The sequence below is a fragment of the Acidibrevibacterium fodinaquatile genome, assembly GCF_003352165.1.
In the GTDB taxonomy this organism is placed as follows: Bacteria; Pseudomonadota; Alphaproteobacteria; order Acetobacterales; family Acetobacteraceae; genus Acidibrevibacterium; species Acidibrevibacterium fodinaquatile.
The window spans coordinates 3,707,819-3,724,737 of record NZ_CP029176.1; the positions used below are offsets into that span (position 1 = coordinate 3,707,819).

General features: G+C 67.9%; 16 protein-coding genes and 2 pseudogenes. 6 read left to right on the forward strand and 12 right to left on the reverse strand.

Features of this window, described 5'->3' with window-relative positions:
* Positions 1-47: 47 nt before the first annotated feature.
* On the reverse strand, positions 48-836 hold the full coding sequence (gene hisN, locus DEF76_RS17525; RefSeq protein WP_114913392.1) for a histidinol-phosphatase: 789 nt from the start codon (positions 834-836) through the stop codon (positions 48-50).
* Between the two features lie 15 nt (positions 837-851).
* Positions 852-1,847 carry a c-type cytochrome gene (locus tag DEF76_RS19770; protein WP_205216052.1) on the reverse strand — a complete coding sequence of 332 codons (996 nt, stop codon included), beginning with the start codon at positions 1,845-1,847 and terminating at the stop codon, positions 852-854.
* Positions 1,848-2,072: 225 nt separating this feature from the next.
* On the opposite strand from DEF76_RS19770, the gene DEF76_RS17535 reads away from it, so the two are divergent.
* Together DEF76_RS17535 and DEF76_RS17540 are read left to right on the forward strand one after the other, a co-directional pair.
* Positions 2,073-2,831: a 3-deoxy-manno-octulosonate cytidylyltransferase gene (locus tag DEF76_RS17535; RefSeq protein WP_114913393.1), complete on the forward strand. Its 759-nt coding sequence runs from the start codon at positions 2,073-2,075 to the stop codon at positions 2,829-2,831.
* Positions 2,828-3,685, forward strand: coding sequence for a prephenate dehydratase (locus tag DEF76_RS17540; RefSeq protein ID WP_114913394.1), 858 nt, complete (start codon positions 2,828-2,830; stop codon positions 3,683-3,685). Before DEF76_RS17535 ends, DEF76_RS17540 begins: the two co-directional genes overlap by 4 nt.
* Here the strand turns inward: DEF76_RS17540 and DEF76_RS17545 are convergent.
* Both DEF76_RS17545 and DEF76_RS17550 read right to left on the reverse strand, forming a co-directional pair.
* On the reverse strand, positions 3,664-4,098 hold the full coding sequence (locus DEF76_RS17545; protein ID WP_114913395.1) for a CBS domain-containing protein: 435 nt from the start codon (positions 4,096-4,098) through the stop codon (positions 3,664-3,666). The two genes, DEF76_RS17540 and DEF76_RS17545, sit on opposite strands and share 22 nt — an antisense overlap.
* Positions 4,099-4,255: 157 nt before the next feature.
* Positions 4,256-4,915, reverse strand: a complete 660-nt coding sequence (locus DEF76_RS17550; RefSeq protein ID WP_114913396.1) for an HAD-IA family hydrolase — start codon at positions 4,913-4,915, stop codon at positions 4,256-4,258.
* Between the two features lie 78 nt (positions 4,916-4,993).
* Here DEF76_RS17550 and glmU point away from each other — a divergent pair, with 78 nt between their 5' ends.
* From glmU to DEF76_RS17565, 3 genes and pseudogenes are all read left to right on the forward strand, one after another.
* Complete coding sequence (gene glmU, locus DEF76_RS17555) at positions 4,994-6,328, forward strand: bifunctional UDP-N-acetylglucosamine diphosphorylase/glucosamine-1-phosphate N-acetyltransferase GlmU (protein WP_114913397.1); 1,335 nt, start codon at positions 4,994-4,996, stop codon at positions 6,326-6,328.
* Positions 6,328-8,151 carry a glutamine--fructose-6-phosphate transaminase (isomerizing) gene (gene glmS, locus DEF76_RS17560; RefSeq protein ID WP_114913398.1) on the forward strand — a complete coding sequence of 608 codons (1,824 nt, stop codon included), beginning with the start codon at positions 6,328-6,330 and terminating at the stop codon, positions 8,149-8,151. Before glmU ends, glmS begins: the two co-directional genes overlap by 1 nt.
* A gap of 58 nt (positions 8,152-8,209) precedes the next feature.
* Positions 8,210-8,976, forward strand: a pseudogene (locus tag DEF76_RS17565) (glucose 1-dehydrogenase).
* A gap of 225 nt (positions 8,977-9,201) precedes the next feature.
* Here DEF76_RS17565 and DEF76_RS17570 read toward each other — a convergent pair.
* The 4 genes and pseudogenes from DEF76_RS17570 to DEF76_RS17585 all read right to left on the reverse strand — a co-directional run.
* Positions 9,202-9,920 (reverse strand): annotated as a pseudogene (locus DEF76_RS17570) (IS5 family transposase); the annotation flags it as partial.
* 69 nt (positions 9,921-9,989) lie between these two features.
* Positions 9,990-11,855, reverse strand: a complete 1,866-nt coding sequence (gene cobT / locus DEF76_RS17575; RefSeq protein ID WP_114913399.1) for a cobaltochelatase subunit CobT — start codon at positions 11,853-11,855, stop codon at positions 9,990-9,992.
* A gap of 9 nt (positions 11,856-11,864) precedes the next feature.
* Positions 11,865-12,884 carry a cobaltochelatase subunit CobS gene (cobS, locus tag DEF76_RS17580; protein WP_114913400.1) on the reverse strand — a complete coding sequence of 340 codons (1,020 nt, stop codon included), beginning with the start codon at positions 12,882-12,884 and terminating at the stop codon, positions 11,865-11,867.
* 31 nt (positions 12,885-12,915) lie between these two features.
* Positions 12,916-13,527 (reverse strand): J domain-containing protein, encoded by a 612-nt coding sequence (locus tag DEF76_RS17585; RefSeq protein ID WP_114913401.1) that lies wholly within the window; start codon positions 13,525-13,527, stop codon positions 12,916-12,918.
* Between the two features lie 78 nt (positions 13,528-13,605).
* Between DEF76_RS17585 and DEF76_RS17590 the strand changes: the two genes are divergently transcribed.
* Positions 13,606-13,890, forward strand: coding sequence for a BolA family protein (locus tag DEF76_RS17590; protein ID WP_114913978.1), 285 nt, complete (start codon positions 13,606-13,608; stop codon positions 13,888-13,890).
* 5 nt (positions 13,891-13,895) lie between these two features.
* Here DEF76_RS17590 and DEF76_RS17595 read toward each other — a convergent pair whose 3' ends face one another.
* The 4 genes from DEF76_RS17595 to DEF76_RS17610 form a co-directional block, all read right to left on the reverse strand.
* Complete coding sequence (locus DEF76_RS17595; protein WP_162800736.1) at positions 13,896-14,261, reverse strand: hypothetical protein; 366 nt, start codon at positions 14,259-14,261, stop codon at positions 13,896-13,898.
* 61 nt (positions 14,262-14,322) lie between these two features.
* On the reverse strand, positions 14,323-14,646 hold the full coding sequence (locus DEF76_RS17600) for a hypothetical protein (RefSeq protein WP_114913403.1): 324 nt from the start codon (positions 14,644-14,646) through the stop codon (positions 14,323-14,325).
* A complete protein-coding gene (locus tag DEF76_RS17605; protein ID WP_114913404.1) occupies positions 14,637-15,062 on the reverse strand; it encodes a hypothetical protein in 426 nt (141 codons plus the stop codon). The genes DEF76_RS17600 and DEF76_RS17605 overlap by 10 nt, the downstream gene beginning before the upstream one ends.
* Before the next feature lie 176 nt (positions 15,063-15,238).
* Entirely contained in the window at positions 15,239-16,825 is a 1,587-nt protein-coding gene (locus DEF76_RS17610) for an L-lactate permease (protein ID WP_114913405.1), read from the reverse strand.
* Positions 16,826-16,919: the final 94 nt, after the last annotated feature.

Below are 16,919 nucleotides of genomic sequence, written 5' to 3' on the forward strand. Positions count from 1 at the left end.
CTCCATTTTCTGCCCGCCATCATAGAACGAGAACGCGCCGCCCGCGATCACCCGGCGAGCAAGGCCAGCGCCGCCTCCTGACACACGGGATCGCCGAGCGCGAGTATCGTGCCGTCACCCCCGATCGCAAGCGGCCGCCCCTGCCAGTCGCACGCCGCGCCACCGGCGCTCTCGATCACCGGCACCAGCGCCGCCCAGTCCCAAAGCTTCAGATCGGCTTCGGCGATCATGTCGATCAAGCCGAGCGCGAGCAAGCCATAGCCGTAGCAATCCCCCCCCCACGAGACGCGGCGGACGGCGCCGGCGAGGCGGGCGAAACGGGCGGCCTGGTCGGGGGAAAACATCGCGGGACTGGTCGCGGTGAGTTCCGCCTCGGCGAGCGACGGACAGGAGCGACAGCCCGGCCGGCCACCGAGCGGTCCGCGAAACCGCAGCGCCTCGCCGGCAAAGCCAAGCCAGCGCTCGCCGGTGATCGGCTGGTCGATGAGGCCGAGCACCGGCCGCCCCTCCTCCAGCAGCCCGATGAGCGTGCCAAATAATGGCCGGCCGGTGATGAAAGCGCGGGTGCCATCGATCGGGTCGAGCACCCAGAGGCGGTCGGCGCCTTCGCGCTCGTGCCCGAACTCCTCGCCGAGAATGCCGTCCTTGGGAAAATGCGCCGCGATCACCCGGCGCATCGCTTGCTCCGCCTCGCGGTCGGCGATGGTGACCGGGCTGTCATCATGTTTGCGCGCAACATCGAGTGGCGCGCGAAAGCAGGGACGAACAACCGACGCCGCGGCCGCCGCGGCGGCCTCGGCGCAGGCGATCAGGCGATCTCGGTCATCCCGCGCCAAAACCCGCGGCCAAGGTCACGGCTTGCCGGGCTCGGCGGGCTTTTCGGCCGCCGCCGGCGCCTTGGGCAGGGGCGGCGCGTCCGGCGAGAGGCTGCGGAGATAGGCGACCACCGCGGCCCGCTCCTTCTCGCTCTTGATGCCGGGGAAAGCCATCCGCGTGCCCGAGACCACCTCACGCGGATTGGTGAGCCAGGCGTTGAGTTCGTCGTCATTCCAGGTGCCGCCGAGCTTTTTCAGCCCGTCCGAATAATCGAACCCGGCCATGTGGGCGCGCGGCGCGCCAACGATGCCATAGAGATTGGGCCCCACCTTGGCCGGCTCGCCTTTGCCGAACGAGTGACAGACGGTGCAAAGCTTATCGGCATCGGCCTTGCCGGTGGCGGGGTCGCTCGCGGCCACCAGAGCCTCGAAATCCGGCCCTTTCGGCGCTGCCGCGGCTGGCGCCGCCTCCGCCTTCGCCGCCGCCGGCTCGACCTTCGGCAGCGGTTCGGGATTTTGCGAGAGCGAGCGGAGATAGGCGATCACATCGGCGCGCTCGGCATCGTTCTTGATGCCGGCGAAAGCCATGCGCGTGCCCGCCACCAATGAGCGCGGGTCATAGAGCCAATGGTTCAAGCCTTCGTAATCCCAGGTGCCGCCGAGCTTTTTCAGCCCGTCCGAATAGTCGAACCCGGCCATGTGGGCGCGCTTGTCGCCGAGAATACCATAAAGATTGGGGCCGACCTTGGCCGGCTCGCCTGCGCCGAAGGAGTGACAGACGGCGCAGAGCTTTTGCGCGTCCTCCTTGCCTTTCTCGGCGCTGGCGGCGGCCATGAGGGGCGCGATCGGCGCCGGGCCTTCCTGTTTCGCCGGCGCGCTCTCGGTCGCGGCCGGCACGCCCTCGATCTTGATGGCGCTTTCCTTGAGTTCCTCGGGATGGACCAGCGCTTCGGCAACCAAGCCGGAGAGCGAATAGACGATCCCCGCGACCAGGATGGCGGCGAGACCCTTGTTGACGGCCAGACTGTCCATGCGGCGACTACCCCGATCGAGCACGTTATATCGGCGGCCCGGCCGGTCTCGTGGCGCTGGGGAAAGCCCCGCGCGTTGCAAGTCCGGCCTTGCCTACCCTAAGGTTGCGGCACCATACGGAAACCGCCCGCCCCTCGCAACCCACCCCGAAGCAAGAACGCGTCGCCACATCATGCCCGCCCGTTTGCCCCACCCCCGTTCGCCCTACCCCCGTTCGCCCTACCGATGAACCCGATCGTTATCATTCCCGCCCGCCTCGCCGCGACCCGCCTTCCGGGCAAGCCGCTCGCCGATATTCATGGCCGACCGATGCTGCTCCATGTCGCCGAACGCGCCCGGAGCGCCGCGATCGGCCCGGTGGTGATCGCCGGCGCCGACCCGGCGATCATCGCCGCCGCCGAAGCCGGCGGATTTCGAGCGATCATGACCGACCCCGCGCTTCCCTCGGGCTCTGACCGCGTGTTCGCCGCGCTCGAACGCCACGATCCCGACGGCGCGTTCGATGTCGTCGTCAATCTCCAGGGTGATTTCCCGACCATCGACCCCGCGCATCTGCGCGCCGCCCTCGCCCCGCTCGCCGACCCGGCGATCGATATCGGCACCCTGGTCGCGCCGATCCGCGATGACGCCGAAGCCGCCCTGCCCTCGGTGGTGAAAGCCGCCTGCGCCTTCGCGCATGAGGCCACGGTCGCGCCGGCGCTCTATTTTTCGCGCGCCGTGATCCCGCATGGCGTGGGGCCGCGCTGGCATCATATCGGCATCTATGCGTTCCGCCGCGCGGCGCTGGCGCGGTTCGTCACCCTGCCGGTGAGCCCGCTCGAAGCGCGCGAGACGCTCGAGCAGCTGCGCGCGCTGGAGGCGGGGATGCGGATCGGCTGCGCCCGCATCGCCGAGGGGCCGTTCGGCGTCGACACCCCGGCCGATCTCGCCCGCGCCCGCGCCCTGCTCGCCCACGCGCGGCCAGGCGAAGGCGGCGCGGCATGATCTCCCCGAACGGCCCGATCGCGTTTCAGGGCAGGCACGGCGCCTATTCCGATCTTGCCTGCCGCACCGCTTTTCCCGGTGTCCCGACCCTCCCGTGCGACACGTTCGAGGGCGCGATGGCGGCACTGCGCGAGGGGCGGGCCGGGCTTGCCATGCTGCCGTGCGAAAACAGCCTCGCCGGCCGCGTCCCCGACATCCATTATCTGCTCCCCGAGAGCGGCCTTGCGATCGTCGGCGAGCATTTTCAGCGCGTTGAACACTGCCTGCTCGCCCCGCCCGGCGCGCGGATCGAGGGGTTAAAGCGCGTCCATTCCCATGCCGTCGCGCTCGGGCAGGTGCGCGATCTGGTGCGCGAACTCGGTCTCACCGCGGTGATCGAGGCCGATACCGCCGGCGCTGCAGCGCAAGTCGCGGCTTGGGGCAATCCCGAGGACGCCGCCATCGCCTCGGCGCTTGCGGCCGAGATCTATGGTCTTGCGATCCTCCGCCGCAATGTCGAGGACGCGAGCCACAACACCACCCGGTTTTACATCATGGCGACGACCCCGATGCCGCCGCCGCCCGAGCAGGCGGACGTCATGACCACCTTCGTCTTTCGCGTCCGCAACGTCCCGGCGGCGCTTTACAAGGCGCTCGGCGGGTTCGCGACCAACGGCGTCAATATGACGCGGCTCGAGAGCTATATGCTCGGCGGCGAATTCGCGGCAACGCAATTCCTCTGCGATGTCGAGGGCCACCCCGAGCAGCCGCCGCTCGCCCGCGCGTTGGAGGAGCTGGCCTTCTTCTCGCGCGCGGTCTCGATCCTCGGCGTCTACCCCGCCGCGCGGCAACGTCACATCGCGCCGACGACATAGGCTTTCAGGCTATCGACCTCCTGCGCCTGCTGGGCGAGCAGCGATTTGACGACGTCGCCGATGCTGACGATGCCGATCAGCTTGCCATTCTCCATCACCGGCAGATGGCGGAAGCGGCCATCCGTCATGATCTGCATCGCTGTCGCGACCGAAATGCCCGGCGCTGCGGTCACCGGCCGCGCGGTCATCAACTGTCCCGCCGTCATGGTGAGGGTTGCCGCGCCGTGAACCGCGAGCGCGCGAACGATATCGCGCTCGCTGACGATGCCGAGGATCTGGCCGAGCGTATCCTCGACCAGAACGGCGCCGATGCCGCGCTCGGCGAGCTTCGCCACCACCTCGGCGATGGTGCTGGTCGGGCGCATGCTGGCCACGTCATGGCCTTTGGTCTTGAGAATTGCCGCGAGTGTCATGGGACCGTCTCCTGTGCTCGTCGGGGACGCTCGGCCTCTCTCTGCCAGGCGAGGGATGACCGATCCGTCCGCCGAAGGGCAGCAGCATGCGCTTTTGTCAGGGCGTTTTGCAACCGGAAGGTGTGCGGCGCAACATGCCGGCGCAACGACGGAAATTTTAGCGCAAAATCTGTTCGAGAAGCGCCGGCACGGCCATGAAATCGGGCGCGACGGCAGCGCTGCCGGCGGCCATCTCCGGCGCGCCATAGCCCCAGGCGGCGAAAATCGCCGGCACGCCAGCGCCGCGCGCCGCCGCGACGTCATTGGCATGATCGCCGAGCATCACCGCCGCCGCCGGCGCGCCGCCCGCCGCCGCGAGGGTCGCGAGCAGATGGCGCGGGTCGGGCTTGCGGGTTGGAAAACTGTCGCCGCCACCGATTGCAGCGAAACGTGCCGAGAGGCCAAAGGCGGCGATCATTTCGCGGGCCGGAATTTCCGGCTTGTTGGTGCAGAGCGCGAAGCGCCAGCCGGCCTCGGCCAGCGCCGCGAGCGTCGTCACGGCGCCGGGATAAGGGGCGCAGCCAGTGATCGGGTCCGCGTCGTAATCGGCGCGAAAGGCGGCGAGTGCGGCGTCATCGGCCTCGGCGCCGTAAAGGGCGAAGGCGCGGCGGAGCAGGACGGCGACGCCATCGCCGACCAGGCGGGCGATGGCGGCGGGGGCGAGCGGGGCAAAGCCGCGCGCGGCTAGCACGCCGTTGAGGGCGCGCGCGATCGCCGGCAGCGAATCGACCAGCGTGCCGTCGAGATCGATGACCAGGGTCGGCGCCAAGCTCGGCATGGTCGGTAAAACTCCGTAAAATTGATTGATGGTTTGGGCTTTGACACGGTATCGGCGAAAAGGCTAGCTGATCGCCCGATGAGCGCAACCGCCGTCATTCTCGCCGCCGGCCTCGGCACCCGCATGAAATCGGCGCGGCCGAAGGCGCTGCATCCGCTTGCCGGGCGGCCGATGCTCGCCCATCTCATCGCCACCTGCGAGACGGTGTTTTCCCGCGTCATCGTCGTCATCGGCCCGGAGATGGAGGCGCTCGCCCGCCTTGCCGCGCCGCACAAGGTGGTGATCCAGGAAGAGCGCCGCGGCACCGGCCATGCCGCGCTGATGGCAGCCCCCGCTTTCGGCGAGGGTGAGGTCGCGGTGCTCTACGCCGATAACCCGCTGATCGAGGGCGCGACGCTGGCGCGCCTTCTCGCCCGCCGGCGCGCCGGCGACGCGGCGCTGGCGCTGCTCGCCATGCGCCCGGCCGACCCTGGCCATTACGGCCGGGTGATCACCGCCGACGGCTATGTGCGGCGGATCGTCGAATGGGCTGATGCCAATGAGGCCGAGCGCGCCGAGACGCTGTGCAATGCCGGGGTTTTCGCCGCCGATGCCGGCGATCTCCGGCGCTGGCTCGAGACGCTGACCCCAGACAACGCCAAGGGGGAACTCTATCTCACCGATATCGTCGGCCGTGCCGTCGCCGAGGGTGCGGCTGTCGCCGCGATCGAGGCGCCGGAGGCGGAATGCCGCGGCATCAATTCCCGCGCCGAACTCGCGAGCGCCGAGGCGATGCTGCAGGCGCGGCTTCGCGCCGCGGCGATGGCGGCGGGGGTGACGATGGTCGCACCCGAGACCGTGTTTCTCGCCGCCGATACCGAACTCGCGCCCGATGTGACGCTCGGCCCGAACGTCGTCTTCGGCCCTGGCGTGCGCGTTGCCGCCGGCGCCGAAATCCGTGCTTTTTCCCATCTCGAGGGCTGCACGGTGGGGGAAGAGGCGATCATCGGCCCGTTCGCGCGCCTCCGTCCCGGCACGGTGATCGCCGCCGGCGCCCATGTCGGCAATTTCGTCGAGCTCAAAGCCGCCCATCTCGGCCCTGGCGCCAAAGCCAATCATCTCACCTATCTCGGGGATGCCGAAATCGGCGCCGGGGCCAATATCGGCGCCGGCACCATCACCTGCAATTACGATGGCACCAACAAATATCGGACAGTGATCGGCGCTGGCGCCTTCATCGGCTCCGATACCGCGCTGGTCGCGCCGGTCAGCGTCGGCGCCGGCGCCATCACCGCCGCCGGCAGTGTCATCACCGAGGATGTCGCTCCCGAGGCGCTGGCGATCGCGCGCGGGCGGCAGGTCACGAAGCCGGGGCGGGCGCGGCAATTGCGTGAGCGGGCACAAGCGCAAAAGCGCAGTAAGGAGCAAGGCTGATGTGTGGCATCGTCGGCGTGATCGGGAGTGGTGCCGCGGCGCCGCTGCTGCTCGAAGCGCTCCAGCGCCTCGCTTATCGCGGCTATGATAGCGCCGGCATCGCGACCCTGGTCGAGGGCGTGATCCAGCGCCGCCGCGCCGAGGGCAAGCTCGCCAATCTCGCCGCGGCGCTCGCGGCGTCGCCGCTTCCCGGCAGCGTCGGCATCGGCCATACCCGCTGGGCGACCCATGGCGCGCCAACCGAGGCCAATGCCCATCCGCACGGCACCGAGCGCGTCGTCCTGGTCCATAACGGCATCATCGAGAACCATGCCGAGCTGCGCGCCGAACTCGAGGCCGAGGGCCAAGTGTTCGAGACCGAGACCGATACCGAAACCGTGGCGCAACTCGTCGATCTCCATCTCCGCCAAGGCATGACGCCGATCGCCGCCGCGAGTGCCAGCCTCCGCCGCCTCCAGGGCGCCTATGCCCTGGCGATGATCTTCGCCGGCCATCCCGACCTGATCATCGCCGCCCAGCACGGCGCACCGCTCGCCGTCGGCTTCGGCACGGCGGAGATGTATGTCGGCTCGGATGCCTTGGCGCTCGCCCCCTTCACCCGCCGCATCGCCTATCTCCGTGATGGCGATTGGACGGTGGTGACGCGCGAGGGCGCCCTCTTCTTCGATGCCGCCGGCGAGGCGGTGGTGCGCGAGGTCAAGCTGACCGCGCTTTCGGGCGCGGCGATCGGCAAGGGCGAGTTCCGCCATTTCATGGAAAAGGAGCTGCACGAGCATCCGGCGGTGATCGGCGACACGCTGCATCAGATGATCGACCCCGGCACCCGCCAGGCGGTGCTGCCCAAGCTCCCCTTCGATCTCGCCGCCCTCCCGCGCGCCGTGGTCAGCGCCTGCGGCTCGGCTTTTTATGCCGGGCTGGTCGGGCGCTATTGGCTCGAAAGTATCGCCCGTCTGCCGACCGAGGCCGATGTCGCGAGCGAATTCCGCTATCGCGCGCCGCCGCTCGCCCCCGGCGGGCTCGGCCTTCTGGTCAGCCAGTCCGGCGAGACCGCCGATACCCTCGCGGCGTTGCGTTACATGAAAGCGGCGCAGCAACACATCGCCGCCGTGGTGAACGTGCCCGAAAGCAGCATGGCGCGCGATGCCGATGCGGTGTTCGAGACCGTCGCCGGGCCGGAAATCGGTGTTGCCAGCACCAAAGCGTTCACCGCCCAGCTTTGCGTCCTCGCCTGTTTCACGCTGGCGCTGGCGCGCGCCCGCGGCACCCTCGATCGCCAGCAAGAGCAGGCGCTGACCACCGCCCTGCTCGAAGTCCCAGGCCGCGCCGCCGAGATTCTCGACACCCATGAGTCCATCCAGCGCCTCGCCGCGCGCATCGCCGAAGCCCGCGACGTGCTCTATCTCGGCCGCGGCGCCTGTTACCCGATCGCCCTCGAAGGCGCGCTGAAACTCAAGGAAATCAGCTATATCCACGCCGAGGGCTATGCTGCCGGGGAAATGAAACACGGGCCCATCGCGCTCATCGACAAATCCGTGCCGGTAATCGCGATCGCGCCATCGGGGCCGCTCTTCGAAAAAACCGCATCCAACCTTCAGGAAGCGGCGGCGCGCGGCGGGCAGATCATCGTGCTCAGTGATTCCGTCGGCGCGGCGAAGCTGAAGGGCATCGCGAGCGAAACCATCGTGCTGCCCGGCGTTGACCCCTTCGTCGCGCCGATCCTCTATGCGATCCCGGTGCAGCTCCTCGCCTATCACGTCGCGGTGCTCAAAGGCACCGACGTCGATCAGCCGCGCAACCTCGCGAAATCGGTGACGGTGGAGTGACGGCAAGGGCATTTCATCATCGCGGGATGGCGCGCAAAACGAGGGAGAGGAGACGGACATGACGGAGAAAAAGGGGCGGCTTGCGGGCAGGGTTGCGATCGTCACCGGCGCTGGCGGCGGGTTCGGCGAAGGGATTGCCGAGTATTATGTCGCCGAGGGGGCGCGGGTTGCGGTCGTCGACATTCGCGCTGACGCGGCGCGCGCGGTCGCCGCACGGCTCGGCGCCGCGGCGCTTGCGATTACCGCCGATGTTGGCAGCGCCGAGGATGTCGCGCGGGTGGTGAGCGAGACGAAGGGCGCGTTCGGCGCGCCGACGATCCTCGTCAACAATGCCGGCACGACGCATCGCAACCAGCCGCTCCTCGATGTGACGGAGGCCGAGTTCGACCGCGTCTATCGTGTCAACGTCAAATCGATTTTCCATTTCGTCCGCGCCGTGGTGCCGCTCATGCGCGAGGCCGGCGGCGGCGTCATCCTCAATATCGGCTCGACCGCCGGGATCCGGCCGCGGCCCGGTCTCACCTGGTACAATTCCTCGAAGGGCGCGGTCAATCTGATGTCGAAATCGCTTGCCGTCGAGCTTGCGCCCTGGAAAATCCGGGTGAACGCGATCTGCCCGGTGATGGGCGAGACCGGGCTGCTCGAAGCCTTCATGGGCATGCCGGACACGCCCGAGAACCGGGCGAAATTCCTCGCAACCATCCCGCTCGGGCGGATGTCGCGGGCGAGAGCGACATCGCCCATGCCGCGGTCTTCCTCGCTTCCGACGAGGCGGCGCTGATCACCGGCGTGGAATTGCCCGTCGATGGCGGGCGGACGGTCTGACCCCGGCGGCGGCGATCACCCGCCGCTTGGTGTGACGCCGCTTAGAGCAAGGTAGGTTTTGATTGAACCATCCTGTTCCATCAAAACCGGCCAGCTTGCTCGCCAAAATAGGTGTGGAGCGTGATCGACTTAGAGTCCCTTTCAAAACCTTCCCTCCAGAGCCCGGAGGGCGATGAGGGAGCAAGCGATGCTTGTAAACGCGCTGTGGATATCGATGCGCCGCTCGTAGCGGATGGTGAGACGCCGGAAGCGATTGAGCCAGGCGAAGGTGCGTTCGATGACCCAGCGATAGCGGCCGAGACGCTCGCTGGTCTCGACGCCGCGCCGGGCGATGCGCGGCGTGATGCCTCGCTGCCGGCAGGCGCGGCGGCAGCGGCGATGATCATAGGCCTTGTCCGCGTGCAGCTTTCTCGGCCTGCGCCGCGGCCGGCCGCGCTTGCCGCGGATCGCTGGGATCGCATCGAGCATCTGCTCGAAGGGCACGCTGTCATGCACATTGGCCCCGGTCAGGGCGAACGTGAGCGGGATACCGTGACGGTCCGTGACGAGGTGGCGTTTCGTGCCGGGACGGCCCCGATCGGTCGGGTTCGGCCCGGTCGCGGCACCCCCTTTTTTGCCGCGATGGCGGAACTGTCCAGCGCGGCCCGGCTCCAGTCGATGCGGTTGGCGTCTTGCAAGCGGCGCAGCAACTCGCGGTGCAACCGCTCCCAAACGCCGGCCGCTTGCCAGTCGCGCAGGCGCCGCCAGCAGGTTACCCCAGAGCCGCAGCCCATCTCGCGAGGCAACATCTCCCAGGGAATGCCGCTGCGTAGCACAAACAGAATGCCCGTCAGCGCGGCGCGTGCCGAGATCGGCGGCCGGCCACCCTTTGGCCGCGGGCGCGGCGGAGGGAGCAAGGGTTCGAGGATCGACCACAGGCTGTCGGAGAGTTGGGGCGCGGGCATGCCCCTTCATGAATCAAATTGAATCAAGGTACAAGCGGTTTTGAAAGGGGCTCTTAAACCGATCGCGCTCTAGGCGACCAGCGGCGCGCGCTCCGCGCTGACACGCGCCCAGGCGGCGGCGTCATCCTCGTCGAACAATTCGGCGAGCTTCTTCATCATCGTCCCGCCCAGCTCCTCGGCATCGACGATGGTCACCGCGCGACGGTAATAGCGGGTGACGTCGTGGCCGATGCCGATCGCGGTCAATTCCACCGCCCCGGCGCGCTCGATCTCGCGGATGACCTCGCGCAGATGGCGTTCGAGATAATTGCCGGGATTGACCGAGAGCGTGCTGTCATCGACCGGCGCGCCATCGCTGATCACCATCAGGATGCGCCGGTGCTCGGGCCGAACGACGAGGCGGCGATAGGCCCAGAGCAGCGCTTCGCCGTCGATATTTTCCTTAAGAAGCCCCTCGCGCAGCATCAGGCCGAGATTCTTGCGGGCCCGCCGCCATGGCGCGTCGGCGGCCTTGTAAATGATGTGGCGGAGATCGTTGAGCCGGCCGGGATCGCGCGGCTTGCCATCGGCGACCCAGCGCTCGCGGCTCTGCCCGCCCTTCCAGGCGCGCGTCGTGAAGCCGAGAATCTCGACTTTGACGGCGCAACGCTCGAGCGTGCGGGCGAGGATGTCGCCGCACATCGCCGCAACCGTGATCGGCCGGCCGCGCATCGAGCCGGAATTGTCGATCAAAAGCGTCACCACGGTATCGCGGAATTCGGTCTCGCGCTCGCGCTTGTAAGAGAGCGATTGCAGCGGGTTGACGACGACGCGGGCGAGCCGGCCGACATCGAGCATGCCTTCCTCGAGATCGAATTCCCAAGCGCGGGTCTGCTGCGCGAGCAGACGGCGTTGCAAGCGGTTGGCGAGCTTGCTGACCACGCCTTGCAGGTGCTGGAGCTGCTGGTCGAGCTGTTGGCGAAGCCGCGATAGCTCGTCTGCGTCACAAAGCGCCTCGGCGGTGACTTCCTCATCAAAGGCGCGGGCATAGGCGTGATAGCCCGGCTCATGCGCCCCCGCCGGTGCGCTCGGCGGCGGGCGCATGCCACCGGGGCGCTCATCGCCTTCGGCCGCACCGTCTTTTTCGTCGGCATCGCCGGTTTCTTCCTCGCCGGCCTCCCCATCCGCGGCCTCCTCGCTCGCGCCCATGAGCTGTTCGGCCTCGCTCTCGGCATCACCGGCGGCTTGCGGCGCGTTATCCTCGGGGCCATCGGGGGACTCGGCGCCCTCGCCGCCCTCCTCGCTCTCGCTCGCTTCCGCCTCGGCCTCGGCGATCGCGAGGGTCGCGAGCAATTTGCGGGCGATGCGGGCGAAGGCGGATTGATCGTCCTTGGCATCGGCGAGGGCCGCGAACGCGGCCGCGGCCTCGTCGCCGAGCCCCTCGCGCCACTCTCCGAGCGCCTTCTGCAGCGCCGCCGGCGCCGCCTGGCCGGCCATGCGTTCGCGCGCGAGCAAGGCCAGCGCTTGCGCCAGCGGCAGTTGCTCGCGCCGGCTGAGCGGCTGGCCGTCGGCGGTGACGCTCTCGAGCAGCCGCGCCTCGAGATTGGCGGCAACGCCCGCCATGTGACGGGCGCCGATGACCTCGACCCGCGCTTGTTCCAGGGCGTCGAACACCTCGCGCGCCTCGCGGCTGGCCGGGCTGCGGGCGCTGTGCAGCGCCGCATCGTGATAGCGGAGACGCACCGCGAGACTGTCGGCGGCGCCGCGCAGCTTGGCGATTTCGGCGGGGGGCAGGGCGCGCGTCGGCAACGGCAGGCGCGCCCGTTTGCCGATCAGGCCGGCGGCGCCGGGCTGATAGGCGACATCGACATCCGGCACCGCGGCGATGGCACGGAGCGCCCCGGAGGTGGCCCGTTTGAAGGCTTCGCTGCGGCTGTTATCGGCGGAGGCGCCCATCGCCGCGGCTCAAATCCCCCGCCGCGGCGCAACACCCGTCGGCAGTTCGGCGTTGAAGCAGCGCTGATAATACTCAGCGACGGTGCCGCGTTCGGCCTCGTCGCATTTGTTGAGGAAGGTCAGGCGAAAGGCGAAGCCGACATCGCCGAAAATTTCGGTGTTTTCCGCCCAGGTCAGCACCGTGCGCGGCGACATCACGGTCGAGATATCGCCGTTGATGAAGCCGGCGCGGGTGAGATCGGCGAGCGCCACCATGCTTTCAATGCGCGCCTTCGCCGCCCGATCCGCGGGATCGATGCCGAGTTTCGCCATCACGATCGCGGTTTCCTGGGCGTGCGGCAAATAATTGAGGGTCGCGACGATGTTCCAGCGATCCATCTGGCCCTGATTGATCTGCTGGGTGCCGTGATAGAGCCCGGTGGTGTCGCCGAGGCCGACAGTGTTCGAGGTCGAGAACAGGCGAAAGGCGCGATGCGGACGGATCACCCGGCTTTGGTCGAGAAGGGTGAGCTTGCCCTCGACCTCGAGCACGCGCTGGATCACGAACATCACGTCGGGGCGGCCGGCGTCGTATTCGTCGAACACCAGGGCGCAGGGGTGCTGCAGCGCCCAGGGCAGGATGCCTTCGCGGAACTCGGTCACCTGCTTGCCGTCCTTGAGCACGATCGCATCCTTGCCGATGAGATCGATGCGGCTGATATGGCTGTCGAGATTGATGCGGATGCAAGGCCAGTTGAGGCGCGCCGCGACCTGCTCGATATGGGTCGATTTGCCGGTGCCGTGATAGCCCTGGATCATCACCCGGCGATTGAAGGCAAAGCCGGCGAGGATGGCGAGCGTGGTCTCGCGGTCGAACTGGTAGGTGTCGTCGATATCCGGGACATGCTCGGTGCGCACCGAGAAGGCGGGCACCTCGAGGTCGATATCGACCCCGAAGAGATCGCGCGCGGCGACCTTCTGGTCGGGCATGTCGATCGCCGAGGTCGGCGTCGTGCTGCGGGCTTCGGCGAAGGCGGCAACCTTGTTCATCGGCCTCGGGATCCTGTCGGTTTCATGAAAATCATTCCGCCGCCGCGAGTGTGCCCGCGGCGAGATGGCCGCGCAGCGTCGCATAGGCATGGCTGATACGTTTGAACTGCTCGGCGGCGGCGGGATCGCCGCCATTGGCGTCGGGGTGGTGGCGTTTGGCAAGCTGTTTGTAGCGCTGCTTCACGTCTTTGAGGGTGGTCGGCCAGGCGAGATCGAAGAGCGCGAGCGGGCCACGCAATTCGGCCGGCGCCGCCGTCTCGCGTCCTTGCGCGTCACGCCGGCGGGCGCCGAGCGCGCCGAGCGGATCGCGTAGAATCTCCTCGGCGCGGCGCTCATCCCAGCGCGCCCGCGCCGCCTCGCCGGCGGGGGCGCCTTGGCCGAGCGGCCAGGTCGGACGCTGCCAGGAGAGATCGGCGCGCAATTCCGCCTCGATCTGCCCCGGCGACATGCCTTTGTAGTAATCCCAGGACAGATTATAGGCGCGCACATGGTCGAGGCAGAACCACCAGTATTCGCGCAAGCTGCGGCGGGATTTCGGGGCCCGGTATTCGCCTGCCGCCGGGCAGCCGGCGTGATCGCAGCTCCGGCCCGGCGCGGCCGGGTCGGGCGCGTAGGCCCGGGCTCGGGAAACGCGTCTCGTCATCACCGCCTAATGTGCCACGCTGGCGGCGCTTGGCAACCACCGCTTGGCAATCGCGTCGACAAAGCCGATATGGGTGCCATGCAGACCCGCGCCGCTCGTATCGATGCCATCCTCCGCGCCGCCTTCGCGCCCGAGACCCTCACCGTCACCGATGACAGCGCCCGCCATGCCGGCCATGCCGGGGCGCGGCCCGAGGGCGAGACGCATTACCATATCCTGATGGTCGCCGATGCGTTTCGCGGCCAATCCCGCGTCGCCCGCGCCCGCGCCGTGCATGCGGCGCTGGCGGCGGAATTTTCAAACGGGCTGCACGCCTTGGCGCTGACCTTGCGGACGCCGCAAGAGCACGCAAATCCGGGTTGAGCCGGCTACATGCCGCTTCCGGCGCCAAGGCCGCCCGAACCCGCGCCGAGGAACGGGCTCGCATGGAGCCGGCTTGCGCCGCCGGTCGCAGTCCCCTTCATCGAGGCACCGGAATAGCCGAGGCTGCCCGCCCCGCCGCCAGCGACATTGCCGCCGACATGCGGGCCATATTGCGCCGCATGCGAGCCAACCATCCCCGTGCCACCGACGCCGGTATAGGCGGGAAGGCCGGTCATGGACGTGAAGGGGGAGGCGCCGCCGATACTGCCGCCATGGGCATAGCCGCTCATACCAGGGGTGCCCGGGCGCGCGAGCGCCAACGCACTCCCCGCCACCAAGAGACCGATCGCAAGCGAGCCGGTTTTGATCATGTCCATTTCTCCTTGCCTGCCGCGTCGCGCATCAGTCGGCGCCGGTCAAGCAAAAATCACGTTACTTAGCCGCCGGGCTCGCGCTGCCGCCGTTTTGCGGACAATCTTTCGGCGGATGGAAATCCTTGCTTCCCGCCCATTGCCCGGCGGGATAGCAGGGCCAGTTCTTCTTGCCATACGCATCGACCTTTGCCGAGCTGCCGCCGGGCCCGCCATAGCCGGCCCAGCCTTGGTCAGTGGTATCGGTGGTGCCAAAGGGAAGATCGGTATCGCCGTGTTCCCCCGGCGCGAGCCCGCCGCCGAACTGCGCGCACGCCGGCGCCGCACTCCCCAAGAGCCCCACGAGAGCCAGCGCCGGCAGGAAGCAGACTCTGATTATTTGCATCCGGCTGGTGCGTGGAAATCGGCGCTGCCGGCCCATTGTCCGGCGGGGTAGCAAGGCCAGCTCTTCTTGCCGTAATCGCTAACCTGCATGGTGCTGCCGCCCATGCCGCCGAGGCCAGGCCCGCCCTGGACGGATGTATCGGTCGAGCCCCAGGGGATTTGCGTATCGGCGAAGCCGGCGCCGGGCTGCAGGCTGCCGCCATGCATGCCGTTGGCCGCGCTCATGCTGCCGCGCGAGCCGCCGCTTGCCGCCGCGCTGGCGCTGCCGGCGGCGCCGACCCCGGCGGCGGCACTCCCCGAGGAAGCGGCCGCCGAGCCGCCATGATGCCCGCCATGCCCGCCGCCGTGGGCCGCCAGCACGGGGCCGGCGCCGAGCGCCAGGATCGCGATCGAGGACACCAGCAATGCACGCGTCATCACACATCTCCCTAAAAATCCGGCCGTAAGAACCGGGGATGGGGGCCGGATGGGCTTCCCGCCCAGCCACGTAACGCTTGGTTACGATTTGGGCACGGGGCGGCGATTCGCCACCCCCAATTCCCGCGAAAAAATCATTTTCCGGTGAGATCGGCCCGCCTCTCGGAGTGATAGACCTACGGAATGATATATTGCTGCACTAGCAACAAAATACCGACCAGGAGCGTGAAGACCACGCTGTGGACGAAAGTGCGCGCCAAAACCACCCCTTCGCGGCCTTTCAGCGCCGTCGTCGAGACGCCGACCGCGATGTTCTGCGGTGAGATCATCTTGCCCATGACGCCGCCCGAAGAATTGGTCGCGGCGATCAGCACCGGATCGAGATGGAGCTGGTTCGCCGCCACCACCTGAAGATTGCCGAACAAGGCATTGCTCGCGGCATCGGTGCCGGAGAGAAAAACCCCGACCCAGCCGAGAAACGGCGAAACCAGGGGAAACAGCAGTCCGAGGGAGGCGACGCCGAGCCCGAGCGTATAGGTCATGCCGGAATAATTCATCAGATAGGCGAGGCCGACGATGAGGATCACGGTCAGCATCGCAAGCCAAATCTGCTGCCAAGTGGCGACGACCGCCCTGGCGAAGCCGCGCGGCCCGACCCCCATCAACCCGGCCGCGATCACGGCGGAGAGGAGGATCGCGGTGCCGGTGCCGAGCGGCTGGAAATCCCAGATCGCCGCATAGGGCTTGTTATAAAGGGTGATGAACACCGCCTTGTGCAGACCTGGCCAGGGGATTTTCACATCGCCGATCAGGAAGACCCCGAGGACGGTCCAGGCGATGACCACGGCCGAGACCAGCACCCAAGGAAGCCAGGCCGACCACGGGCTCAGCGTCTCATGGCGAGCGCCGTCGCGGATGCGGCTCGCGATGGCGTAGTCGGGATCATGCGCCGGCCGCCAGATTTTGAGGAAGCCGACGGTGACGATGAGCGAAACCAGCGAGGACAGCACGTCGGTCAGGGCATAATTGACGTAGTTCGAGACCACGAACTGGGTGAGGGCGAAACTGCCGCCAGCGACCAGCAGCATCGGCCAGACCGCCGCGAGCGAGCGCCGCCCGCCATAAAGCGCGACAACGTAAAACGGCAAGATGAAGGAAAAGACTGGCAATTGCCGTCCGACCTCCTGCCCGAGCACGACGGTGGGCAGATTGGTCACCGCGCCGAGCACGGTGATGGGGACGCCAAAGCCGCCGAAGGCGACCGGGGTTGTGTTGAAAATGAGCGTATAGGTGAGCGCCTCGAGCGGCCGGAAGCCAACCATGATGAGGAGCGAACTGGTGATCGCAACCGGCGTCCCGCCGCCGGCGATGCCTTCGAGCAGGGCGCCGAAGCAGAATGCGACCACCACCAGAACACTCCGGCGATCATCGGGGAGATGCACCAGGATCCAGTCGCGAAACGCATCGATCCGCCCGGCGGCGGCGGCGAGATGATAAAGCAAGAGCGCGTTGACGACGATCCAGATCACCGGAAGCAGCGCGAAAGCGGCGCCGTTGGCAACCGCGGCGAGCGCGAGGCTGGCGGGGAAACGCCAGACGCCGAGCGCGATGACGAGGCCGACGATGAGCCCGGCGAGGGACGCTTGCCAAGCGGGGCGCTGCGCGATGCCGAGCAACACCAGCACGACGACGATCGGCAAGGCGGCGATGACGAAAGAGAGCGGCAGACTCCCCGCCACCGGCGTCAAGGGCTGGTTGAACATGGACGACATCCCCCCGGACAAGATTTTTGCGTTTTTATCGCGTCAGCGGCGTCCCATCATTGACTTATTTCGTTGTCGTAAGAAAAATCCTCTT